This is a genomic window from Escherichia sp. MOD1-EC6098, assembly GCF_002965865.1.
GTDB classification, from domain to species: Bacteria; Pseudomonadota; Gammaproteobacteria; order Enterobacterales; family Enterobacteriaceae; genus Escherichia; species Escherichia marmotae.
This window is the reverse complement of the sequence record NZ_PTSN01000004.1, coordinates 195,840-220,054: the sequence shown is the minus strand read 5'-3', so window position 1 is coordinate 220,054 and position 24,215 is coordinate 195,840. Positions and strand designations below refer to the sequence as shown.

At 51.2% G+C, this 24,215-nt stretch carries 20 protein-coding genes; 13 read left to right on the top strand and 7 right to left on the bottom strand.

Annotated elements, in window-relative coordinates; genetic code table 11:
* Window positions 1-15: 15 nt before the first annotated feature.
* Both modF and modE read right to left on the bottom strand, forming a co-directional pair.
* Window positions 16-1,488: a molybdate ABC transporter ATP-binding protein ModF gene (gene modF, locus C0K55_RS07015; protein WP_105266804.1), complete on the bottom strand. Its 1,473-nt coding sequence runs from the start codon at window positions 1,486-1,488 to the stop codon at window positions 16-18.
* A gap of 67 nt (window positions 1,489-1,555) precedes the next feature.
* A complete protein-coding gene (gene modE / locus C0K55_RS07010; protein ID WP_001147452.1) occupies window positions 1,556-2,344 on the bottom strand; it encodes a molybdenum-dependent transcriptional regulator in 789 nt (262 codons plus the stop codon).
* A 128-nt stretch (window positions 2,345-2,472) separates the two neighbouring features.
* Here modE and acrZ point away from each other — a divergent pair, with 128 nt between their 5' ends.
* The 4 genes from acrZ to modC all read left to right on the top strand — a co-directional run bounded on the left by acrZ (window position 2,473) and on the right by modC (window position 5,312).
* Window positions 2,473-2,622 carry a multidrug efflux pump accessory protein AcrZ gene (gene acrZ / locus C0K55_RS07005; protein ID WP_000891515.1) on the top strand — a complete coding sequence of 50 codons (150 nt, stop codon included), beginning with the start codon at window positions 2,473-2,475 and terminating at the stop codon, window positions 2,620-2,622.
* Between the two features lie 166 nt (window positions 2,623-2,788).
* The gene (gene modA / locus C0K55_RS06995; protein ID WP_001516017.1) at window positions 2,789-3,562 is read left to right on the top strand and encodes a molybdate ABC transporter substrate-binding protein; all 774 of its coding nucleotides are present in this window, start codon (window positions 2,789-2,791) and stop codon (window positions 3,560-3,562) included.
* Window positions 3,562-4,251, top strand: a complete 690-nt coding sequence (gene modB / locus C0K55_RS06990; RefSeq protein ID WP_000604034.1) for a molybdate ABC transporter permease subunit — start codon at window positions 3,562-3,564, stop codon at window positions 4,249-4,251. The genes modA and modB overlap by 1 nt, the downstream gene beginning before the upstream one ends.
* Window positions 4,252-4,253: 2 nt before the next feature.
* Window positions 4,254-5,312 carry a molybdenum ABC transporter ATP-binding protein ModC gene (gene modC / locus C0K55_RS06985; RefSeq protein ID WP_000891658.1) on the top strand — a complete coding sequence of 353 codons (1,059 nt, stop codon included), beginning with the start codon at window positions 4,254-4,256 and terminating at the stop codon, window positions 5,310-5,312.
* Here modC and ybhA read toward each other — a convergent pair whose 3' ends face one another.
* Window positions 5,313-6,131: a bifunctional pyridoxal phosphate/fructose-1,6-bisphosphate phosphatase gene (gene ybhA / locus C0K55_RS06980; RefSeq protein WP_000213424.1), complete on the bottom strand. Its 819-nt coding sequence runs from the start codon at window positions 6,129-6,131 to the stop codon at window positions 5,313-5,315.
* Between the two features lie 154 nt (window positions 6,132-6,285).
* On the opposite strand from ybhA, the gene pgl reads away from it, so the two are divergent.
* Window positions 6,286-7,281: a 6-phosphogluconolactonase gene (gene pgl, locus C0K55_RS06975; RefSeq protein ID WP_016248496.1), complete on the top strand. Its 996-nt coding sequence runs from the start codon at window positions 6,286-6,288 to the stop codon at window positions 7,279-7,281.
* Window positions 7,282-7,322: 41 nt separating this feature from the next.
* Here the strand turns inward: pgl and C0K55_RS06970 are convergent, their stop codons facing one another.
* The gene (locus C0K55_RS06970; protein WP_105266803.1) at window positions 7,323-8,276 is read right to left on the bottom strand and encodes a LysR family transcriptional regulator; all 954 of its coding nucleotides are present in this window, start codon (window positions 8,274-8,276) and stop codon (window positions 7,323-7,325) included.
* 183 nt (window positions 8,277-8,459) lie between these two features.
* On the opposite strand from C0K55_RS06970, the gene C0K55_RS06965 reads away from it, so the two are divergent.
* From C0K55_RS06965 to C0K55_RS06955, 3 genes are all read left to right on the top strand, one after another.
* Window positions 8,460-9,512, top strand: a complete 1,053-nt coding sequence (locus C0K55_RS06965; RefSeq protein ID WP_001516020.1) for a 4-oxalomesaconate tautomerase — start codon at window positions 8,460-8,462, stop codon at window positions 9,510-9,512.
* A 75-nt stretch (window positions 9,513-9,587) separates the two neighbouring features.
* On the top strand, window positions 9,588-11,021 hold the full coding sequence (locus C0K55_RS06960; protein WP_001036492.1) for an anion permease: 1,434 nt from the start codon (window positions 9,588-9,590) through the stop codon (window positions 11,019-11,021).
* 67 nt (window positions 11,022-11,088) lie between these two features.
* On the top strand, window positions 11,089-13,350 hold the full coding sequence (locus tag C0K55_RS06955) for a hydratase (RefSeq protein ID WP_016248497.1): 2,262 nt from the start codon (window positions 11,089-11,091) through the stop codon (window positions 13,348-13,350).
* 1,152 nt (window positions 13,351-14,502) lie between these two features.
* Here the strand turns inward: C0K55_RS06955 and C0K55_RS06950 are convergent.
* The 3 genes from C0K55_RS06950 to bioA form a co-directional block, all read right to left on the bottom strand.
* The gene (locus C0K55_RS06950; protein ID WP_105266168.1) at window positions 14,503-15,786 is read right to left on the bottom strand and encodes a putative acyl-CoA thioester hydrolase; all 1,284 of its coding nucleotides are present in this window, start codon (window positions 15,784-15,786) and stop codon (window positions 14,503-14,505) included.
* Between the two features lie 151 nt (window positions 15,787-15,937).
* Window positions 15,938-16,414 (bottom strand): kinase inhibitor, encoded by a 477-nt coding sequence (locus C0K55_RS06945; RefSeq protein ID WP_001516024.1) that lies wholly within the window; start codon window positions 16,412-16,414, stop codon window positions 15,938-15,940.
* A 58-nt stretch (window positions 16,415-16,472) separates the two neighbouring features.
* Window positions 16,473-17,762, bottom strand: coding sequence for an adenosylmethionine--8-amino-7-oxononanoate transaminase (gene bioA, locus C0K55_RS06940; protein WP_105266169.1), 1,290 nt, complete (start codon window positions 17,760-17,762; stop codon window positions 16,473-16,475).
* Between the two features lie 86 nt (window positions 17,763-17,848).
* Between bioA and bioB the strand changes: the two genes are divergently transcribed.
* From bioB to uvrB, 5 genes are all read left to right on the top strand, one after another.
* Window positions 17,849-18,889 (top strand): biotin synthase BioB, encoded by a 1,041-nt coding sequence (gene bioB / locus C0K55_RS06935; RefSeq protein ID WP_000951218.1) that lies wholly within the window; start codon window positions 17,849-17,851, stop codon window positions 18,887-18,889.
* Window positions 18,886-20,040, top strand: coding sequence for an 8-amino-7-oxononanoate synthase (gene bioF, locus C0K55_RS06930; RefSeq protein WP_105266170.1), 1,155 nt, complete (start codon window positions 18,886-18,888; stop codon window positions 20,038-20,040). The genes bioB and bioF overlap by 4 nt, the downstream gene beginning before the upstream one ends.
* Window positions 20,027-20,782, top strand: a complete 756-nt coding sequence (bioC, locus tag C0K55_RS06925; protein ID WP_001516028.1) for a malonyl-ACP O-methyltransferase BioC — start codon at window positions 20,027-20,029, stop codon at window positions 20,780-20,782. The genes bioF and bioC overlap by 14 nt, the downstream gene beginning before the upstream one ends.
* Window positions 20,775-21,455, top strand: coding sequence for a dethiobiotin synthase (bioD, locus tag C0K55_RS06920; RefSeq protein WP_000043999.1), 681 nt, complete (start codon window positions 20,775-20,777; stop codon window positions 21,453-21,455). The genes bioC and bioD overlap by 8 nt, the downstream gene beginning before the upstream one ends.
* Before the next feature lie 573 nt (window positions 21,456-22,028).
* The gene (gene uvrB / locus C0K55_RS06915) at window positions 22,029-24,050 is read left to right on the top strand and encodes an excinuclease ABC subunit UvrB (RefSeq protein WP_105266171.1); all 2,022 of its coding nucleotides are present in this window, start codon (window positions 22,029-22,031) and stop codon (window positions 24,048-24,050) included.
* Window positions 24,051-24,215: the final 165 nt, after the last annotated feature.

Here is a 24,215-nt window from a genome sequence, read left to right as displayed (position 1 = left end):
GTCAGCATTACAGACTTAGCTTATTTTTGTCAGCGCATAGCGATAGAGGTCGCCATCCGGCACGAACTCCAGCCGATGGGTAATACAGGCTGGTGCATCTTCAGCGTGGTGCGAAACAAACAACAACTGCGTTTCACCTTCGCTAATCAGTATATCCACAAAACGGCGGATAAGCTGGCGATTCAGCGGGTCAAGCCCTTGTAAAGGTTCATCGAGAATAAGCAATGTAGGATGCTTCACCAACGCCCGCACGATTAACGCCAGACGCTGCTGTCCCCAGGAAAGACTATGGAAGGGCGCGTCAGCGGTGCGTTTATCAATGCCGAGAATATCCAGCCACTGTTGCACCAGTTTTTTCTGGCGATCTGAAACGGCCTGATAAATGCCAATGGAATCAAAATAACCAGAAAGGATCACGTTGCGCACGGTAGTACTGACGCGGTAATCCAGATGCAAACTACTGCTGACGTAACCGATATGCTTTTTGATATCCCAGATGGTTTCACCGCTGCCGCGACGCCGTCCGAAAAGCGTCAAATCGTTGCTGTAACCTTGCGGATGATCGCCAGTAATCAGGCTTAATAACGTCGATTTTCCCGCGCCATTTGGCCCGACAATTTGCCAGTGTTCACCAGGATTCACCTGCCAGCTAAGGTTGTTAAGAATAGGGCGATCGTTATAAGAAACCACGCCGTTGTTTAGTACAATTCGTGGTTCGCTGGCGGGTAAGGTGTGACGTGCTGAAGGCTCATCCGGCTCTGGTAGATGCACGCCATCAAGCCGCTCACTGTGTGCCAGTTGGGCGACGAGAGCCTGCCGGAGCAGTTCCTCTTTAGCGCCAGTTTCCGTTAATGTGCAATCCGCCAGCACACCGGCAAACTGGACAAATTCCGGGATCTCATCGAAGCGATTGAGTACCAATACCAGAGTAATCCCTGACTGATGTAACGAAGCGAGTAGTTCTGCCAGTTGCTGACGTGAGGCAACATCAAGACCATCGAACGGTTCATCTAAAATCAGCAAGTCAGGCTCCGACATCAGCGCCTGACACAAAAGGGTTTTGCGCGTTTCGCCAGTAGAAAGATATTTAAAACGTCGGTCGAGGAGAGCGGTAATGCTGAACTGTTGCGCCAGTTGAGCGCAACGCTGAGTATCCTTAACTTCATCCAGAATGATCTCTGCCGTGGTGCGCCCGGTGTCATCTTCGCCAGGGCTGAGCATATCGGTGTTATTACGCAGCCATTCATCGCTGACGAGCTTTTGCAATTGCTCGAAGGAGAGACGAGTGATGTGGGAAAACTGGCTTTGCCGTTCGCCTTTCAATAGCGGAAGTTCACCTGCCAGCGCGCGAGCCAGCGCCGACTTCCCGCTACCGTTAGAACCGACAAACGCCCAACTATCACCCGCGTTTAAATTTAGCTGATGCAATTGCAGCGTTTTTGTGTCGCTAAGACGAAACGTGCCTTGCAAAATTTGCAACGATGACATTTTGTATCCCATTTTGTGCAGCGATTACTGACAGGGATACGTGTTTCATAACAAATTGTCAACACGCTTAACACAGCGTGGCGATAATCACACTGTCGGCGTTAAAGTAAGCCGTGACATTTTGCCCTTGCTTAAGAGATGCGGCTTCATTTACCGGCACCGTGGCGCACAGGGTTTGCCCGTCTGGTAACGCCATTAATACTTCGCACTGTTCCGCGCCGCGCTCAATATGACTAATAATACCCGGTAATTGGTTGTCGGCACCCTGGGCCACCGTGTCATCCTGGGTAATGTTCACCCACGGCGCTTTCAGCAGAATCAACACTTCTTTGCCTTCATCCAGCCCCAGACGCGCGCCACTTTGCGCGGTAATTGCGACTTTTAACCGTGTTTTGCCGTCGGCCAGTAAGACATCAACATGTTGTTGAACGTCATCATGATCGCGTGCGGTGATGGTGCCGAACCATTGGTTACGGGCGCTGGTTTGCAGTGAGAAACGTGAGATAGCTGCCAGCAGGCTGTTCAGCGGCAGGGCGTCATCGTCACTTAACACATCAAAGGCTTTTTGCTGGATCTGGGCGAGAAGATCGTAAAGCTGAATCAGCCGCTGACCATAGCGGGTCAGTACCGCACCGCCGCCGCCTTTTCCACCCGTTGCACGCTCAACCAGCGTATGCTCACTTAACTGATTCATCTCGTTAATGGCATCCCAGGCGCTTTTATAGCTGATACCGGCATCTTTTGCCCCCTGGCTGATGGAACCGGAAAGCGCGATGTGCTTTAGTAGCGAAATGCGGCGTGGGTCGGCAAAGAGCTTTTGTTGAAGCTTAAGAGTGAGAAGGATTTCGGCCTGCATAACAATGTCCTGGCAAAAGTCTTATTGTGACGGAAAATGAGCGCCACGCAAAGCTGACCGCACAAAAGGGGAGTGCTTTTCTGTGCTTAGCGGTTAGAATAATGACAGGACTATATCTGGAGTTGACCATGTTAGAGTTATTAAAAAGTCTGGTATTCGCCGTAATCATGGTACCTGTCGTGATGGCCATCATCCTGGGTCTGATTTACGGTCTTGGTGAAGTATTCAACATCTTTTCTGGTGTTGGTAAAAAAGACCAGCCCGGACAAAATCATTGATTCCATGAATGCCCGCTCAGTCGGGCATTTTCTTTTTCCTCAACTTCCTGCTTTTCCTGCCGATATTTTTTCTAACTACCTCTCAAAGGTTAACAATAACTGCTGGGAAAATTCTGAACTTGCCGTTATATTGACGCCTACATAACGTTAAATAAAGGGGTTACAAATGGCTCGTAAATGGTTAAACCTGTTTGCCGGGGCGGCGCTCTCTTTCACCGTTGCTGGCAACGCGTTGGCGGATGAAGGGAAAATCACGGTTTTTGCTGCAGCATCACTGACCAACGCGATGCAGGATATCGCCACACAGTATAAAAAAGAGAAGGGCGTGGATGTCGTTTCTTCTTTTGCCTCTTCTTCTACCTTAGCTCGTCAGATTGAAGCGGGCGCACCAGCGGATCTGTTTATTTCTGCCGATCAGAAATGGATGGATTATGCAATTGATAAAAAAGGGATTGATACCGCCACGCGTCAGACATTGCTCGGCAATAGCCTGGTCGTTGTAGCACCGAAAACCAGCGAGCAGAAAGAGTTCACCATCGATAGCAAAACTAACTGGACCACTTTACTGAATGGCGGTCGCCTGGCTGTTGGTGATCCGGAACATGTTCCGGCTGGCATTTATGCGAAAGAAGCTCTGCAAAAACTGGGCGCATGGGATACCCTCTCCCCGAAACTGGCTCCGGCAGAAGATGTTCGCGGGGCACTGGCGCTGGTTGAACGCAATGAAGCACCGCTGGGCATTGTTTACGGTTCTGACGCGGTTGCCAGCAAAGGGGTAAAAGTGGTTGCTACCTTCCCGGAAGATTCGCATAAAAAAGTGGAATATCCGGTTGCTGTCGTGGAAGGGCATAACAATGCGACAGTGAAAGCATTTTACGATTATCTGAAGGGACCGCAGGCAGCGGAAATCTTTAAACGTTACGGATTTACAACTAAGTAATGATACTGACCGATCCAGAATGGCAGGCAGTTTTATTAAGCCTGAAAGTTTCTTCCCTGGCTGTGCTGTTTAGCCTGCCGTTTGGGATCTTTTTTGCCTGGTTACTGGTGCGCTGCACGTTTCCGGGCAAAGCTCTGCTCGACAGTGTACTGCATCTACCTCTGGTGTTACCGCCAGTGGTCGTCGGTTACTTGCTGTTAGTTTCGATGGGGCGGCGCGGATTTATCGGTGAACGTCTGTATGACTGGTTTGGCATTACCTTCGCGTTTAGCTGGCGTGGCGCAGTCCTCGCTGCCGCAGTCATGTCTTTTCCACTGATGGTGCGGGCGATTCGTCTGGCGCTGGAAGGGGTTGATGTCAAACTGGAACAAGCCGCAAGAACGCTGGGGGCCGGGCGTTGGCGCGTTTTCTTTACTATTACCTTACCGCTGACGTTGCCGGGAATTATCGTCGGTACGGTACTGGCTTTCGCACGTTCGCTCGGTGAATTTGGCGCCACCATCACCTTTGTTTCGAACATTCCTGGCGAAACGCGGACCATTCCTTCTGCCATGTATACCCTGATCCAGACTCCTGGCGGCGAAAGCGGCGCGGCAAGACTTTGTATTATCTCTATTGCGCTGGCGATGATCTCCCTGCTGATCTCGGAATGGCTGGCCAGAATCAGTCGTGAACGGGCGGGGCGTTAATCATGCTGGAATTGAATTTTTCCCAGACTTTGGGCAACCATTGCCTGACCATTAATGAAAAGCTGCCAGCTAATGGCATCACCGCTATCTTTGGTGTTTCCGGTGCGGGAAAAACCTCGCTAATTAACGCTATCAGTGGGCTGACTCGTCCGCAAAAAGGGCGAATTGTCCTCAATGGTCGGGTATTAAATGATGCCGAAAAAGGTATCTGCCTGACGCCGGAAAAGCGTCGCGTTGGCTATGTTTTTCAGGATGCGCGGCTGTTTCCGCATTACAAAGTGCGTGGCAATCTGCGCTATGGCATGGCGAAAAGCATGGTCGATCAGTTCGACAAACTGGTGGCGCTTTTAGGTATTGAACCCTTGCTTGACCGCTTACCGGGCAGTCTTTCCGGGGGCGAAAAACAGCGCGTGGCGATTGGTCGGGCCTTGCTGACGGCTCCGGAATTACTGTTACTGGATGAACCGCTGGCGTCGCTGGATATTCCGCGTAAACGCGAACTGTTGCCTTATTTGCAACGTTTGACGCGGGAAATCAACATTCCAATGCTCTATGTTAGCCATTCACTGGATGAGATCCTCCATCTGGCAGACCGGGTTATGGTGCTGGAAAACGGTCAGGTGAAAGCCTTTGGTGCACTGGAAGACGTCTGGGGCAGTAGCGTGATGAATCCGTGGCTGCCGAAAGAGCAACAAAGCAGCATTCTGAAAGTGACGGTACTGGAGCATCACCCGCATTATGCGATGACCGCGCTGGCGCTGGGCGATCAGCATTTGTGGGTTAATAAGCTGGACGAACCACTGCAAGCCGCGCTACGGATTCGCATTCAGGCATCCGATGTCTCTCTGGTTTTACAACCACCGCAGCAAACCAGCATCCGCAACGTGTTGCGCGCAAAAGTGGTCAACAGTTATGACGATAACGGTCAGGTGGAAGTCGAACTGGAAGTCGGCGGTAAAACGCTGTGGGCGCGTATTAGCCCGTGGGCCAGGGACGAACTGGCAATCAGACCGGGTCTGTGGCTGTACGCGCAAATTAAAAGTGTGTCGATAACTGCCTGATTAAATCAGGTGGCTATAAATGAACTGGGCAATGCTGTCAGTGGTATTGTCACCAATCACAATGTTGGCGCGAGCTTTTACCGCGTCATCAGCATTGCCCATTGCCACACCTGTGCCAGCAGCTTCCAGCATACTGATATCATTAAAGTTATCGCCAAATGCAATCACGTTTTCCATTGACCAGCCTTGTGCTTCAATCCATTTCGTCAGACGTTTGCCTTTACTATTACCGCCGCGCGCAATATCAACCTGATCGTGCCAGGACCATTCACACTCCAACCCCAACTCGTGTTCAACATGTTTACCAAAATGCTGCAATTGCGGCAGATCATCGTGCGTCAGAGCGAATTTCCACACCGCATTAACTTCTTGTGCCGTCTCGGCCAGTGAGGCGACCTGGGTAAAAGTCGGACGTTGTTCCGGTGGCAGTGTCTGTGCCCAGTTAGAGGTACGAATAACATGCCCGGTCGGGTGCTCATAAACCATCGCATCATCCACATACATCAGACCGTGAATGTGGTGTTCATTCAACATCTCAATGAGTTGCAAGGCCTTGTTGACGGGCATTGGGTCAGCTTCCAACACAGTTTTTGCATGATAATCATACAAATAGGTGCCATTACAGCAAATAGCAGGTGTATCCAGCGCCAGTGCCTGATAAAAAGGGTGGATAGCGACGTGATGGCGACCCGTGACGATAATCAATTGATAGCCAGCTTCGCGAGCGCGGGCAAGTGCTTCTATTGATGAAGGAAGTAGGGTCTTTTTCGGGGTCAATAAGGTGCCGTCTAAGTCGAGAGCAATCACGCGTGTGGTCATGGCGTTTTCCAGATTAAGGTTAAGAATTTTCGTCTAAGTGAATGGTACACCGATACCACTATCGGACAAAATTCTGCGCTTTAATTCAGCATTCACCGCCAAAAGCGACTAATTTTAGCTGTTACAGTCAGTTGCTAAATGCAAAGGAGCATTCATGAAGCAAACCGTTTATATCGCCAGCCCTGAGAGTCAGCAAATTCACGTCTGGAACCTGGATCATGAAGGCGCACTGACGCTGACACAGGTTGTTGATGTCCCGGGACAGGTGCAGCCGATGGTGGTCAGCCCGGATAAGCGTTATCTCTATGTTGGCGTTCGTCCGGAGTTTCGCGTACTGGCGTATCGCATTGCACCAGACGATGGCGCACTGACATTCGCCGCAGAGTCGGCGTTGCCGGGTAGCCCGACCCATATTTCCACCGATCATCAGGGACAATTTGTTTTTGTCGGCTCTTACAACGCGGGCAATGTAAGCGTAACGCGTCTGGAAGATGGCCTGCCAGTGGGCGTGGTCGATGTGGTTGAGGGACTGGACGGCTGCCATTCCGCCAATATTTCGCCGGATAACCGCACGCTGTGGGTTCCGGCATTAAAGCAGGATCGTATTTGCCTGTTTACGGTCAGCGATGACGGTCATCTGGTGGCGCAGGATCCGGCAGAAGTGACTACCGTCGAAGGTGCCGGCCCACGTCATATGGTGTTCCATCCAAACGAACAATATGCTTATTGTGTCAATGAGTTAAACAGCTCAGTTGATGTCTGGGAACTGAAAGATCCGCACGGCAATATCGAATGTGTACAGACCCTGGATATGATGCCGGAAAACTTTTCCGACACCCGTTGGGCGGCTGATATTCATATCACTCCGGATGGTCGACATTTATATGCTTGTGACCGTACCGCCAGCCTGATTACCGTCTTCAGCGTCTCGGAAGATGGCAGTGTGTTAAGTAAAGAGGGCTTCCAGCCAACTGAAACCCAGCCGCGCGGCTTTAACGTCGATCACAGCGGCAAGTACCTGATTGCTGCCGGACAAAAATCTCACCACATCTCAGTGTACGAAATTGTCGGTGAGCAGGGGCTGCTGCATGAAAAAGGTCGCTATGCGGTCGGACAGGGGCCAATGTGGGTAGTGGTGAACGCACACTAACCGTTGACTTACCCGGCGCTGAATCTATTGCGCCGGGTGTATTAACTCATCTCCTGTAACGCATGTCTCTGGCGTTCGACGATATTGGTCCACAAATTGTCTTTATCGTCAGTCCACAAATTAATCAGTAAGGCAAAAAAGCGTTCTGCCGCTGGAGAAAGTACGGCATCTTTGCGGCGAATAATCCCCAATGTCCGACGAATAACCGGTTCCACCAGCGGAATACCGATGATAGAAGAATAGGGCGCATGGGGCATTGCCAGACCAGGAAGCGCCGAAATCCCCAACCCCGCCTCAACCAGTCCTAATGACGTCGAAAGATGACGCACTTCGTAAAACCAGTCCAGCTTCCAGGGCTTGTCGGCCAGTTTTTGCTCAATCAGCAGTCGGTTGCCGCTGGAGGAGCGTACACCAATCATTTTGTAACCCGCCAGTTCCTGCCATTCCACTAGCTGCTTTTTGGCTAATGGATGGTCACGCCGACAGGCCAGCACGAACGGCTCGTTGACCAGTGGGGTAAAATCAATGGATGAATTTGTGATGTTGTTCATGTTTATGCCAAAGTCAGACTCGTTACATAGCACCGACTCCATGCAATTATTCGTGCCTTGTTCCAGAATCCGCACTTTAATATTGGGATATAGCTCATTAAATTTGCCGATCGCCAGCGGTAAAAAATAGAACACCGCGGTTGGAATACACGCTAATGTCACCATACCTCGATGATGAGCATTCATGCCGCGAATATTAAAAATAGTTTCATCAAATTTATTTATTAATCCCCGAGCCTCTGGTAGCAGCATTTTCCCCGCTTTTGTTAAAGTAACCTTGCGAGTTGTACGCTCAAAGAGCTGGATATGTAAATCCTCTTCCATCTTTTTTATTCTGCGTGTTAATGCAGGTTGCGTAATATTAAGTAATTTAGCGGCGTTGTTAAATGAACTGGACTCTGCCAGCGTGACAAACGCCTTCATACTTGATAATTCATGCTTCATTACTACTCCGAAAAATGGAACCTGTGCTTTTTAGTAATTTACAGTTAAACAGTTTAACTGCAATTTAATTACTTAAATTAATGAAAAAATGTTATTAATCGTTGAGCTAAAGTCATTAGAGATGCTTTGCCCTTAATGTGACCATATCGCAATAAGTTATGTTTTTAAATTGAGGGCATTATTATGAAAAAAATACCCTGCGTGATGATGCGAGGTGGAACCTCGAGGGGGGCGTTCCTGTTAGCGGAACATTTACCCGAAGATCAAACGCAGCGCGATAAAATATTGATGGCAATTATGGGTTCCGGGAATGATCTGGAAATTGACGGTATCGGCGGCGGTAATCCGCTGACCAGTAAAGTCGCCATTATTAGCCGTTCCAGCGATTCGCGTGCTGATGTCGATTATTTGTTTGCACAGGTAATCGTCCATGAGCAGCGTGTCGATACTACGCCTAACTGCGGCAATATGTTGTCTGGCGTTGGGGCATTCGCGATTGAAAATGGGTTGATCACTGCAACGTCACCGGTTACTCGCGTGCGTATCCGCAACGTCAATACTGACACACTCATCGAAGCTGATGTGCAAACGCCAAATGGTGTCGTCGAGTACGAAGGTAGCGCCAGAATTGACGGCGTGCCAGGAACTGCCGCACCGGTCGCGCTCACTTTCCTGAATGCCGCAGGGACGAAAACTGGAAAAGTTTTCCCGACGGATAAACCGATTGATTATTTTGACGATGTTCCGGTGACCTGTATCGATATGGCCATGCCGGTGGTCATTATTCCTGCTGAATATCTTGGAAAAACAGGCTATGAATTGCCTGTGGAATTAGATGCTGATAAAGCATTATTAGCCCGTGTTGAATCTATCCGTCTGCAAGCCGGTAAAGCAATGGGGTTAGGAGATGTCAGTAATATGGTAATTCCTAAACCCGTGCTTATTTCCCCAGCGCAGAAAGGCGGTGCGATTAATGTACGTTATTTTATGCCGCATTCTTGTCATCGCGCGCTGGCGATAACCGGAGCTATTGCCATATCCAGTAGCTGTGCGCTGGAAGGCACGGTCACCCGGCAAATTGTTCCTTCAGTGGGTTACGGCAATATCAATATTGAACACCCCAGTGGTGCGCTTGACGTTCATTTAAGTAATGAAGGTCAGGATGCCACAACGTTACGTGCATCTGTTATTCGGACGACCAGAAAAATATTTTCCGGTGAAGTTTATCTTCCCTGAAAAATTTCTTTGTCGTGATAAGGACAATCAATAAAGGAATTCTGTATTAATAATACAGAAAGTGCAGGATATTAAATGAATAAAAAATCATTATGGAAGCTAATTCTGATATTAGCGATCCCGTGTATTATTGGCTTTATGCCAGCCCCGGCAGGATTAAGTGAACTGGCGTGGGTGCTTTTTGGTATTTATCTGGCAGCAATTGTAGGGCTGGTCATCAAGCCTTTCCCGGAACCTGTCGTGCTGTTAATTGCGGTTGCTGCCTCGATGGTGGTGGTGGGTAACTTATCTGGTGGAGAGTTCAAAACCACCGCCGTACTAAGTGGATACTCTTCCGGTACAACCTGGCTGGTATTCTCTGCGTTCACCTTAAGCGCCGCGTTTGTTACCACCGGCTTAGGTAAACGTATCGCTTATCTGCTGATTGGTAAAATTGGTAGCACTACCCTGGGACTGGGTTACGTTACCGTATTCCTCGATCTGGTACTGGCTCCGGCAACACCGTCTAACACCGCGCGTGCTGGCGGTATCGTATTGCCGATTATCAACAGCGTGGCGGTGGCTCTGGGTTCTGAACCGGAAAAAAGCCCGCGTCGTGTTGGGCATTACCTGATGATGTCCATTTACATGGTCACCAAAACCACCAGCTATATGTTCTTTACCGCAATGGCGGGGAACATCCTGGCGCTGAAAATGATCAACGACATTCTGCACCTGCAAATTAGCTGGGGTGGGTGGGCGCTGGCTGCCGGTTTGCCTGGCATCATTATGCTGCTGGTCACTCCACTGGTGATTTACACCATGTATCCACCAGAAATCAAAAAAGTGGATAACAAAACCATCGCCAAAGCGGGTCTTTCTGAACTGGGGCCGATGAAAATTCGCGAAAAAATGCTGCTCGGTGTATTTGTGCTGGCGCTGCTGGGGTGGATTTTCAGTAAGACTCTTGGGGTTGATGAATCTACCGTGGCTATTGTTGTTATGGCGACCATGCTGCTGCTGGGTATTGTGACCTGGGAAGACGTGGTTAAAAATAAAGGCGGCTGGAATACCTTAATCTGGTATGGCGGTATTATCGGCTTAAGCTCACTATTATCGAAAGTAAAATTCTTTGAATGGTTAGCCGAAGTCTTTAAAAATAATCTGGCATTTGATGGTCACGGTAACGTTGCCTTCTTCGTGATTATTTTCCTTAGCATCATTGTGCGTTATTTCTTCGCTTCCGGTAGTGCCTATATCGTAGCTATGTTACCGGTATTTGCCATGCTGGCGAATGTCTCCGGTGCACCGTTAATGTTAACCGCGTTGGCTCTGCTGTTCTCCAACTCCTACGGCGGCATGGTCACTCACTATGGCGGCGCGGCAGGTCCGGTCATCTTCGGCGTGGGTTACAACGATATTAAATCCTGGTGGTTGGTCGGTGCGGTACTGACGATATTAACTTTCCTGGTACATATCACCCTCGGTGTATGGTGGTGGAATATGCTGATCGGCTGGAACATGCTGTAAATATTCTCAAATATCCCTTCATTATCTTTCTGCGCACTTTACGGTGCGCAGATATCTGGAGTCTCTGATGATCAAGTTGTCTGAAAAAGGCGTGTTTCTCGCCAGTAATAACGAAATAATTGCCGAAGAATATTTCACTGGCGAAATAAAAAAAGAAGAAGCCAAAAAAGGCACGATTTCCTGGTCTATTCTCTCTTCCCATAATACGTCAGGAAATATGGACAAACTTAAAATTAAGTTTGATTCATTGGCCTCACACGATATTACCTTTGTCGGGATTATTCAGACCGCCAAAGCCTCCGGGATGGAGCGTTTTCCGCTGCCGTATGTGCTGACCAATTGCCATAACTCATTGTGTGCAGTGGGTGGCACTATTAATGGCGATGACCATATTTTTGGTTTATCGGCAGCTCAGCGTTATGGCGGTATTTTTGTGCCTCCGCACATTGCGGTAATCCATCAATATATGCGTGAGATGATGGCAGGCGGCGGAAAAATGATCCTCGGGTCAGACAGCCATACCCGCTACGGTGCGTTAGGTACGATGGCGGTTGGTGAAGGCGGCGGCGAGCTGGTTAAGCAACTGCTGAACGACACCTGGGATATCGACTATCCGGGCGTAGTAGCGGTACATCTGACCGGCAAACCAGCCCCCTATGTCGGGCCGCAGGATGTGGCGCTGGCGATTATCGGCGCGGTGTTCAAAAACGGTTATGTCAAAAACAAAGTGATGGAGTTCGTGGGGCCGGGTGTTGCGGCTCTCTCTACCGATTTCCGTAACAGCGTTGACGTGATGACCACTGAAACCACCTGTTTAAGCTCCGTCTGGCAAACTGATGACGAAGTGCATAACTGGCTGGCGCTGCACGGTCGCGGTGAGGATTACAGCCAGCTTAATCCACAGCCAATGGCTTATTACGACGGCTGTATTAGCGTTGATTTAAGCGCCATCAAGCCAATGATTGCGCTGCCATTCCATCCGAGCAACGTCTATGAAATTGACACGCTGAACCAGAATCTGACTGACATTCTGCGTGAGATTGAAATTGAGTCCGAACGCGTAGCGCATGGTAAAGCCAAACTCTCGCTGCTGGATAAAGTGGAAAATGGTCGCCTGAAAGTGCAGCAGGGGATTATTGCGGGTTGCTCTGGCGGTAACTATGAAAACGTCATCGCCGCAGCAAATGCGCTGCGCGGTCAATCTTGTGGCAACGACACTTTCTCGCTGGCGGTTTACCCGTCATCACAGCCGGTGTTTATGGATTTAGCCAAAAAAGGCGTAGTGGCGGATTTGATTGGCGCAGGCGCAATCATCAGAACCGCATTCTGCGGCCCATGTTTTGGCGCGGGTGATACGCCAATCAACAACGGTTTGAGTATTCGCCACACCACGCGTAACTTCCCGAACCGTGAAGGCTCTAAGCCAGCCAATGGCCAAATGTCAGCGGTGGCGTTGATGGACGCTCGTTCTATCGCCGCAACTGCCGCAAACGGTGGGTACTTAACTTCTGCCAGCGAACTCGACTGCTGGGGCAACGTGCCGGAGTACGCCTTCGATGTAACTCCGTATAAAAACCGTGTTTATCAGGGCTTTGTGAAAGGGGCGACTCAGCAACCGCTGATCTACGGGCCGAACATCAAAGACTGGCCAGAATTAGGTGCGCTGACTGACAATATCGTCCTTAAAGTGTGTTCGAAGATCCTCGACGAAGTGACCACTACCGACGAATTGATTCCTTCCGGTGAAACCTCTTCGTATCGTTCAAATCCGATTGGTCTGGCGGAGTTTACTTTGTCACGCCGCGATCCGGGTTATGTCGGCAGAAGTAAAGCCACTGCCGAGCTGGAAAATAAACGTCTGGCGGGGAACATCAGCGAGCTGGCAGAGGTGTTTGCGCGTATTAAGCAGATTGCTGGTCAGGAAAATATTGATCCGCTGCAAACTGAAATTGGCAGCATGGTCTATGCGGTCAAACCAGGCGATGGTTCTGCGCGTGAACAGGCGGCAAGCTGCCAGCGTGTAATTGGCGGTCTGGCGAATATTGCTGAGGAATATGCGACTAAACGTTACCGTTCTAACGTCATCAACTGGGGGATGTTACCGCTGCAAATGGTGGAAGTGCCGAGCTTTGACGTGGGGGATTACATTTATATTCCAGGCATTAAATCGGCGCTGGATAATCCCGGTACGACGTTCAAAGGTTACGTGATCCATGAAGATGTGCCGGTAACAGAAATTACACTCTATATGGAGAACCTGACTGCCGAAGAGCGCGAAATTATCAAGGCGGGGAGTTTGATTAACTTCAATAAAAACCGTCAGATGTAAAAAGCGTCATGTGAATGTAGGCCGCATCCGGCACTTATTGTCGGATGCGATGCTTGCGCATCTTATCCGACCTACGAATCGCATCGAACCTGTAGGGCGGATAAGGCGTTTACGCCGCATCCGGCACTTATTGTCGGATGCGATGCTTGCGCATCTTATCCGACCTACGAATCGCATCGAACCTGTAGGGCGGATAAGGCGTTTACGCCGCATCCGGCACTTATTGTCGGATGCGATGCTTGTGCATCTTATCCGACCTACAAATCGCATTGAACCGTAGGCCGGATAAGGCGTTTACGCCGCATCCGGCACTTATTGTCGGATGCTTGCGCATCTTATCCGACCTACGAATCGCATTGAACCGTAGGCCGGATAAGGCGTTTACGCCGCATCCGGCACTTATTGTCGGATGCGATGCTTGCGCATCTTATCCGACCTACGAATCGCATTGAACCGTAGGCCGGATAAGGCGTTTACGCTGCATCCGGCACTTATTGTCGGATGCGATGCTTGCGCATCTTATCCGACCTACGAATCGCATTGAACCGTAGGCCGGATAAGGCGTTTACGCCGCATCCGGCACTTATTGTCGGATGCGATGCTTGTGCATCTTATCCGACCTACGAATCGCATCGAACCTGTAGGCCGGATAAGGCGTTTACGCCGCATCCGGCACTTATTGTCGGATGCGATGCTTGTGCATCTTATCCGACCTACAAATCACATTGAACCGTAGGCCGGATAAGGCTTTTACGCCGCATCCGGCACTTATTGTCGGATGCGATGCTTGTGCATCTTATCCGACCTACGAATCGCATTGAACCGTAGGCCGGATAAGGCGTTTACGCCGCATCCGGCACTTATTGTCGGATGCGATGCTTGCGCATCTTATCCGACCTACAAATCGCATCGAACCGTAGGCCGGATAAGGCGTTTACGCCGCATCCGGCACTTATTGTCGGATGCGATGCTTGCGCATCTTATCCGACCTACGAATCGCATCGAACCTGTAGGCCGGATAAGGCGTTTACGCCGCATCCGGCACTTATTGTCGGATGCGATGCTGGTGCATCTTATCCGACCTACAAATCGCATCGAACCTGTAGGCCGGATAAGGCGTTTACGCCGCATCCGGCCAATAGTTAACAGCGCTTACTTCTTCGCCTCTGCAACCACTTTGCTACCCACGCCGCGGTTATTGTATTCCCACATACGGTTGTAGTTTGTGTCATTCAGATTGCGCTGCACTTCGTCATCATCATCAACGCTGCCGGTGTTACCCGCAAACGGACGATTAGAGATCACCGCATCGGCCCACGGTTTGACAGTGTTGAAGCCTTCGTTGATCACACTGTCACGGATTACCACCTGACCGTTGGTATTGGCATCAACATCCAGCGAGCGGCCTAATTGCGCGACACCATCACCAGAAGCATTGAAACGGCTGTTTACCGCGAGGAAACCGTAATAGATGTTAGACAGCGTCGCCGGTGCAAAAACATACGCTTCCTGCTGGGTACGAGAGTTCACCACGCGGAATTCGGTGTTATCGAACACCACTGCGCCGCGACCAGAAACGATATCCACATCCCCTTCAATATAGCTGTTGGTCACCAGCGTACGCGGCTGACGATTCGTTTCCAGACGGTTCTGCACACCGCTGTTGGTGACAAAGAAGGTGTTCTGACGACCGAGAATGTTGACGTTATTGATCTGCACTTTGTCGCCATCAGTACGCAGTGCCACCGCCGGATGGTTACCCGCATCTACGCTATCGCCCAGCGTGTTTTCGATGGTCAGGTTTTGCAGTTGCAGGCCATTATTTTGTGACCAGAAGACCGCAGAGCAGAGAACACCGATACTGTCGCTGCGTTTGCTCTGGCAGCTATCGTACATATACCACGCTGGTTTACCTGGCATATATTTGCCGCGCGGGTTGACGTCGTGACGCCAGTCGGCAGGGCTCATGCTCCCATCAAGGGAAAGCCCAATCTTCACATCAATCGGTTTTTCACCTGTACCGTACAAAGTGATTCCACCCGGAGCTGCAGGAACGTAAACCGTGCCTTCATACTCACCTGGCAGCACGGCAATATACTGGCGCTTATTGGTGCGCTTGATAATTGCCGCATCCACCGCAGCCTGAATGGTCGTGTGCGTCACACCTTGTGTACCCGCTGGTCCAACAACAAAGTCAGGTTGCGCGGGCAGGGTAATCGGTGAAGGGTTCCACGCTGCAGCACCTGGCGTCAGTGAGGAGAAATAGTGCTGCGCATCGAAATTCTGCGCTTCTTTTGCCGACAGAATCGGGCGAGAAGACGTACCAGGCGCGGTTTGATCAGAAGGACGTTGATCGGGCGGTGTTGAGCTACAGGCGGTCAGCGTCACGCCAAAAGCCAGTGCCAGCGCCAGACGGGAAACTGAAAATGTGTTCACAGGTTGCTCCGGGCTTTGAAATGGAAAAATGAATCCGTTGAAGCCTGCTTTTTTATACTAACTTTAGCGAAACGGGAAGGTAAAAAGACAAAAAGTTGTTTTTAATACCTTTAAGTGATGCCAGATGGTATCGCGCCATCTGGCAGAGTATTTAACTGAACATCGCGGTAATCGAGGCACTTGCCAGAGAGTGGAAATGGACGTTAAAGCCGACCATCGCGCCGCTGGCACCTTCATCGACATCAATACGTTCTACATCCAGTGCGTGAACGGTAAAAATGTAGCGATGGGTTTCGCCTTTCGGTGGCGCAGCGCCATCGTATCCGGTTTTACCAAAATCGGTACGCGTCTGCAAAACACCGTCTGGTATAGCCACCAGATCAGAGCCAAACCCTTGCGGCAATACGCGGGTATCGGCAGGCAAGTTAACAACTACCCAGTGCCACCAGCCAGAACCCGTTGGCGCATCCGGATCGTAACAGGTGACAACAAAACTTTTGGTTCCCGCAGGAACGTCGTCCCACGCCAGGTGCGGCGAAATATTATCGCCATCATAGCCCATGCCATTAAAGACATGACGATGCGGTAACTTATCGCCATCGCGCAGATCATTACTGATGAGTTTCATGAACCCTCCTTTCTTGTTTGCAGAAAGTGTAGCCAGAAACACTCACGCTGACTTCTCGTTATTGGCAAAAAAATGTTTCATCCTGCACCGCTCGGTTAACGGCTGCCGTCAGGCGCTGTAACTGTTCCGGGCGAATAATATAGGGTGGCATCAGGTAGATAAGTTTGCCAAATGGCCGGATCCATACCCCCTGTTCGACGAAGAATTTTTGCAGAGCCGCCATATTTACCGGGCGTGTGGTTTCGACCACACCAATAGCCCCCAGCACGCGGACATCGGCAACCATTTCGGCGTCACGGGCGGGTGTGAGTTGCTCGCGTAGTTGTGCTTCAATAGCCGCTACCTGCTGCTGCCAGTCGCCAGATTCGATAATCGTCAGGCTGGCATTTGCTGCTGCGCAGGCCAGCGGATTACCCATAAAAGTTGGCCCATGCATAAAGCAGGCAGCTTCGCCGTTACTGATGGTTTCCGCAACCAGGCGCGTAGTGAGTGTGGCGGAAAGCGTCATTGTACCGCCCGTTAAGGCTTTGCCGAGACATAAAATATCCGGTGCGATACCCGCATGTTCGCAGGCAAAAAGTTTGCCGGTACGGCCAAAACCGGTGGCAATCTCGTCAGCAATCAGCAAGATACCTTCGCGATCGCACATTTTGCGGATTCGTTTTAACCACTCCGGATGGTACATACGCATCCCGCCTGCGCCCTGAACAATAGGTTCAATGATTACGGCAGCGATTTCATGACGATGCGCCGCCATTAGCCGCGCGAAGCCCACCATATCGAGCTCATCCCATTCGCCGTCCATACGGCTTTGCGGGGCGGGAGCAAACAAGTTTTCCGGCAGGTAGCCTTTCCACAGGCTGTGCATTGAGTTGTCCGGATCGCACACCGACATCGCGCCAAAAGTATCGCCATGATAACCATTGCGGAAGGTCAGAAAACGCTGGCGCGTTTCGCCTTTGGCCTGCCAGTACTGCAACGCCATCTTCATCGCCACTTCTACCGCCACGGAACCGGAGTCCGCGAGAAAAACGCACTCCAGCGATTCCGGCGTCATTGCCACCAGTTTGCGGCACAGCTCAATGGCTGGCGCATGGGTAATACCGCCAAACATCACGTGTGACATGGCATCAATTTGCGATTTCATCGCGGCATTGAGCTGTGGGTGATTGTAGCCGTGGATCGCCGCCCACCAGGAAGACATACCGTCAACCAGGCGTCTGGCGTCAGACAAAATCAGTTCGCAACCTTCTGCGCTCGCCACTGGATAAACCGGTAGTGGGGAGGTCATGGATGTGTACGGGTGCCAGATATGGCGTTGGTCAAAGGCAAGATCATCCGTTGTCATAATCGACTTGTAAACCAAATTGAAAAGTTTTAGGTTTACAAGTCTACACCGAATTAACAACAAAAAACACGTTTTGGAGAAGCCCCATGGCTCACCGCCCACGCTGGACATTGTCGCAAGTCACAGAATTATTTGAAAAACCATTACTGGATCTGCTGTTCGAAGCGCAGCAGGTTCACCGTCAGCATTTCGATCCTCGCCAGGTACAGGTCAGTACTTTGCTGTCGATTAAAACCGGCGCTTGTCCGGAAGATTGCAAATACTGCCCGCAAAGCTCTCGCTATAAAACCGGTCTGGAAGCTGAGCGGTTGATGGAAGTCGAACAGGTACTGGAATCAGCGCGCAAAGCGAAAGCGGCTGGCTCGACGCGCTTCTGCATGGGCGCGGCGTGGAAAAATCCGCACGAGCGCGATATGCCGTACCTGGAACAAATGGTGCAGGGGGTAAAAGCGATGGGCCTGGAAGCGTGTATGACGCTGGGCACGTTGAGCGAATCCCAGGCGCAGCGCCTCGCGAATGCCGGGCTGGATTACTACAACCACAACCTTGATACCTCGCCGGAGTTTTACGGCAACATCATCACTACACGCACTTATCAGGAGCGTCTTGATACGCTGGAAAAAGTGCGCGAAGCCGGGATCAAAGTCTGTTCTGGCGGCATTGTTGGTTTAGGTGAAACGGTGAAAGATCGCGCCGGATTATTGCTACAACTGGCGAATCTGCCGACGCCACCGGAAAGTGTGCCGATCAACATGCTGGTGAAGGTGAAAGGCACGCCGCTGGCAGATAACGATGATGTCGATGCCTTTGATTTTATTCGTACCATTGCAGTGGCGCGGATCATGATGCCGACCTCATATGTGCGTCTTTCTGCCGGACGCGAGCAGATGAATGAACAGACTCAGGCGATGTGCTTTATGGCTGGGGCTAACTCGATTTTCTACGGCTGCAAATTGCTGACCACGCCGAATCCGGAAGAAGATAAAGACCTGCAACTGTTCCGCAAACTGGGGCTGAATCCGCAACAAACCGCCGTTCTGGCGGGCGATAACGAACAACAGCAGCGTCTGGAGCAGGCGCTGATGACCCCGGACACTGACGAATACTACAACGCGGCAGCCCTATGACCTGGCAGGAGAAAATCGACGCGGCGCTTGATGCGCGGCGCGAAGCTGATGCCCTGCGTCGTCGCTATCCGGTGGCGCAGGGAGCCGGACGCTGGCTGGTGGCAGATGGTCGCCAGTATCTGAACTTTTCCAGTAACGATTACCTCGGTTTAAGCCATCATCCGCACATCATCCGCGCCTGGCAGCAGGGCGCGGAACAATTTGGTGTCGGTAGCGGCGGTTCCGGGCATGTCAGCGGTTATAGCGTGGTGCATCAGGCGCTGGAAGAAGAACTGGCGGAGTGGCTGGGCTATTCGCGGGCGCTACTGTTTATCTCCGGTTTCGCTGCCAATCAGGCGGTCATTGCCGCGATGATGACGAAAGAGGATCGCATCGTTGCCGACCGTCTTAGTCATGCTTCGTTGCTGGAGGCTGCCAGTTTAAGTCCGGCGCAGCTTCGCCGTTTTAGCCATAACGATGTCACTCATCTGACGCGTCTGCTTACAGCCTCCTGTCCGGGGCAGCAACTGGTGGTGACAGAAGGCGTGTTTAGCATGGACGGTGATAGCGCGCCGTTGGCAGAAATCCAGCAAGTAGCGCAACAGCACAACGCCTGGTTAATGGTCGACGATGCCCACGGGACGGGCGTTATCGGTGAGCAGGGGCGCGGCAGTTGCTGGCAGCAAAAGATGAAACCAGAATTGTTGGTGGTGACTTTTGGCAAAGGATTTGGCGTCAGTGGGGCGGCGGTACTTTGCTCCGATAGCGTGGCAGATTATCTGTTGCAGTTTGCCCGCCATCTTATCTACAGCACCAGTATGCCGCCCGCTCAGGCGCAGGCATTACGTGCATCGCTGGCGGTGATTCGTAGCGAAGAGGGTGACGCACGGCGGGAAAAACTGGCGGATCTGATTGCACGTTTTCGTAGTGGAGTACAGGGTTCGCCATTTACTCTCGCGGACTCATGCAGTGCCATCCAGCCATTAATCGTTGGTGATAACGCTCGCGCGCTACGCCTGGCAGAAAACCTGCGTCAGCAAGGTTGCTGGGTGACGGCGATTCGCCCGCCAACCGTACCCGCTGGCGCCGCGCGGCTGCGCCTGACTTTAACCGCAGGGCATGAAATACCGGATATCGACCGTTTGCTGGAGGTGCTGCATGGCAACGGTTAATAAGCAGGCCATTGCGGCGGCATTTGGTCGGGCAGCCTCACAGTATGAGCAACACGCAGAGTTGCAGCGCCAGAGTGCCGACGCCTTACTGGCAATGCTCCCGCAACGCCAGTACGCCCGGGTGCTGGACGCTGGTTGCGGGCCTGGCTGGATGAGCCGCCGCTGGCGTGAACGTAGCGCACAGGTGACGGCACTGGATCTCTCTCCGCTTATGCTTGTACAGGCACGTCAGCAGGATGCCGCACATCATTACCTGACGGGGGATATCGAATCCTTACCGCTGGCGAACACGACGTTTGATCTCGCGTGGAGCAACCTTGCCGTGCAATGGTGCGCTGAATTATCTACGGCATTACGCGAGCTTTATCGGGTAGTGTGTCCTGGCGGAATTGTGGCGTTTACCACCCTGGCACAAGGCTCATTACCAGAGCTACATCAGGCATGGCAGGCTGTAGACGCACGCCCCCACGCTAATCACTTTTTACCGCCAGCAGAAATTGAACGGGCGTTGAAAGGTTTTCGTCATCAATACAATATTCAACCCATTACGCTGTGGTTTGATGACGCACTCAGCGCCATGCGTTCACTGAAAGGTATTGGTGCAACGCATCTTCACGAAGGGCGCGACCAGCGAGTATTAACGCGTTCACAGTTACAGCGATTGCAACTGGCCTGGCCGCAACAACAGGGGCGATACCCTCTGACTTATCATCTTTTTTTGGGAGTGATTACTCGTGAGTAAACGCTTTTTTGTTACCGGGACGGACACCGAAGTGGGGAAAACTGTTGCCAGTTGTGCGCTTTTACAGGCCGCTAAGGCTGCAGGCTACCGGACAGCAGGTTATAAACCGGTGGCCTCCGGCAGCGAAATGACTGCAGAAGGTTTACGTAACAGCGACGCGCTGGCGTTACAGCGCAACAGCAGCTTGCACCTGGATTACGCTACGGTAAATCCTTACACCTTCGCTGAACCTACTTCGCCACATATCATCAGCGCGGAAGAGGGTAGACCGATTGAGCCGAAGGTAATGAGCGCCGGATTACGCGCGCTGGAGCAACAGGCTGACTGGGTGTTAGTGGAAGGCGCTGGTGGCTGGTTTACGCCGCTTTCTGCTACTTTTACTTTTGCCGATTGGGTGAAGAGCGAACAACTGCCGGTGATTCTGGTCGTTGGGATAAAACTGGGCTGCATTAATCACGCGATGCTGACAGCACAGGCAGTACAGCAGGCTGGACTCACTCTCGCAGGCTGGGTGGCAAACGATGTCACGCCGCCAGGCAAACGGCATGGCGAATATATGGCCACTCTCACACGAATGATTCCTGCACCGCTGCTGGGGGAAATCCCCTGGCTTGAGGAAAATCCAGAAAGTGCGTTAACCGGAAGATATATCACTCTCACTTCACTGAAGTAGCAAAAAATTGGTTGAATTGCGAGCGAGCTGGCGTTTTCAGTCGTCCGTAATTTAACCAATCAAAGGCTAAAAAAATCGCGAAAAAATTTTTACCCCTGCATTATACGATTAGTATGGGAATTGCCCAGGCGGCTGGACATAGGGGCTGCAGGCAGTTATCCACTATTCCTGTGGATAACCATGTGCATTAGAGTTAGAAAACGTAATGTAAGCGAGAGAATACGCGGCCTGCACGCAAATTGGCGCTAAAGACGGCTTAAAGAAATATATGTTATTTTTTAATTGGTTAGATAAATGCAATGGCTGTCAGGAAAGTGTCATCTCCTGCAATAAATCCGTCATCAGCCATCTTGACAAATGTTAAAAAAGCCATTGCTCTGGGGATAACCCTGCAACACTGGCGTTTTATCTCGTCACTGCGTCAATTTTGCCTACGGTTGACACCTTAGTTTACGGCGTAACAGAGATATTGTGGTGTGAGCCTGTTTTTTTATCCAGTGTTATTTGTTGGCATTATTAATCATGACGAGTAAAATTACACACCTGCCCGCCCACTCCTTCAGGTAGCGACTCATGAGTAAACCATTCAAACTGAATTCCGCGTTCAAACCTTCTGGCGATCAGCCGGAGGCGATTCGCCGCCTCAAAGAGGGGCTGGAGGATGGCCTCGCGCACCAGACTCTGCTCGGTGTGACGGGGTCGGGGAAAACCTTCACCATTGCTAATGTCATTGCTGATCTGCAACGCCCAACGATGGTGCTGGCACCCAACAAAACGCTGGCAGCGCAACTTTATGGTGAGATGAAAGAATTCTTCCCGGAAAACGCGGTGGAATACTTCGTCTCCTACTACGACTACTATCAGCCGGAAGCCTACGTACCAAGCTCTGATACGTTTATTGAGAAAGATGCCTCGGTAAACGAACATATTGAACAGATGCGTCTTTCAGCAACCAAAGCGTTGCTGGAGCGGCGGGATGTTATTGTTGTTGCGTCAGTTTCCGCTATTTATGGTCTGGGTGATCCTGATTTATATCTCAAAATGATGCTGCACCTCACGGTCGGCATGATTATCGACCAACGTGCGATCCTGCGTCGCCTGGCGGAGTTGCAATATACCCGCAATGACCAGGCATTCCAGCGCGGGACCTTCCGCGTGCGTGGTGAAGTGATCGACATTTTCCCGGCGGAGTCCGACGACATTGCGCTACGCGTGGAGCTGTTTGATGAAGAAGTTGAACGATTGTCGTTGTTTGATCCATTAACCGGGCAAATCGTTTCAACAGTCCCACGTTTTACCATCTACCCGAAAACGCACTATGTTACGCCGCGTGAACGCATTGTGCAGGCGATGGAAGAGATCAAAACAGAACTGGCGGACCGACGCAAAGTGCTGCTGGAAAACAATAAACTTTTGGAAGAGCAGCGTCTGACTCAACGAACCCAGTTTGATCTGGAGATGATGAATGAGCTGGGTTACTGTTCGGGGATTGAAAACTATTCGCGCTTTCTCTCCGGGCGTGGACCTGGCGAACCACCGCCGACGTTATTTGATTACCTGCCTGCCGATGGTCTGCTGGTGGTCGATGAATCTCACGTCACCATTCCACAAATTGGCGGAATGTATCGCGGTGACAGGGCGCGTAAAGAGACTCTGGTGGAGTATGGTTTCCGATTGCCATCGGCGCTGGATAACCGTCCGCTGAAATTTGAGGAGTTTGAAGCGCTGGCTCCGCAAACGATTTATGTTTCTGCGACGCCAGGTAACTACGAACTGGAGAAATCCGGTGGTGACGTGGTGGATCAGGTGGTGCGCCCGACTGGCTTGCTCGATCCGATTATCGAAGTGCGTCCGGTAGCGACCCAGGTCGATGATCTTCTTTCGGAGATTCGCCTGCGTGCGGCAATTAACGAACGCGTTCTGGTGACGACGTTGACCAAGCGAATGGCGGAAGATCTAACGGAATATCTGGAAGAACACGGTGAGCGCGTGCGTTATCTTCACTCCGACATTGATACCGTTGAGCGTATGGAGATTATCCGCGACTTGCGTCTGGGCGAGTTCGACGTACTGGTGGGGATCAACTTACTGCGTGAAGGTCTGGATATGCCGGAGGTCTCATTGGTGGCGATCCTCGATGCTGACAAAGAAGGGTTCCTGCGTTCAGAACGTTCGCTGATCCAGACCATTGGCCGTGCGGCGCGTAACATCAACGGCAAAGCGATTCTCTACGGTGATAAGATAACCCCGTCGATGGCGAAAGCGATTGGCGAAACGGAACGTCGTCGTGAGAAACAGCAGCGGTACAACGAAGAGCATGGTATTACGCCACAAGGTCTTAATAAAAAAGTGGTCGATATCTTGGCGCTGGGGCAGAACATTGCCAAAACCAAAGCGAAGGGCAGAGGGAAATCGCGCCCGATTGTTGAGCCGGATAATGTGCCGATGGATATGTCGCCAAAAGCGTTGCAGCAGAAAATCCATGAGCTGGAAGGGCAGATGGTGAAACATGCGCAAAACCTCGAATTCGAAGAGGCGGCGCAAATCCGTGACCAGTTGCATCAGTTGCGTGAGCTGTTTATTGCCGCGTCGTGACGAGATGAAGAAGCAGGAATGTTCTTCTGGTTTGAGGCTAATGAGAACGCAAAATTGCCTGATGCGCTACGCTTATCAGGCCTACATGATCTCTGCAATATATTGAATTTGCGCGGCTTGTAGGCCGCATCCGGCATGGATAACGTGCACTTTGTCAGCAATATG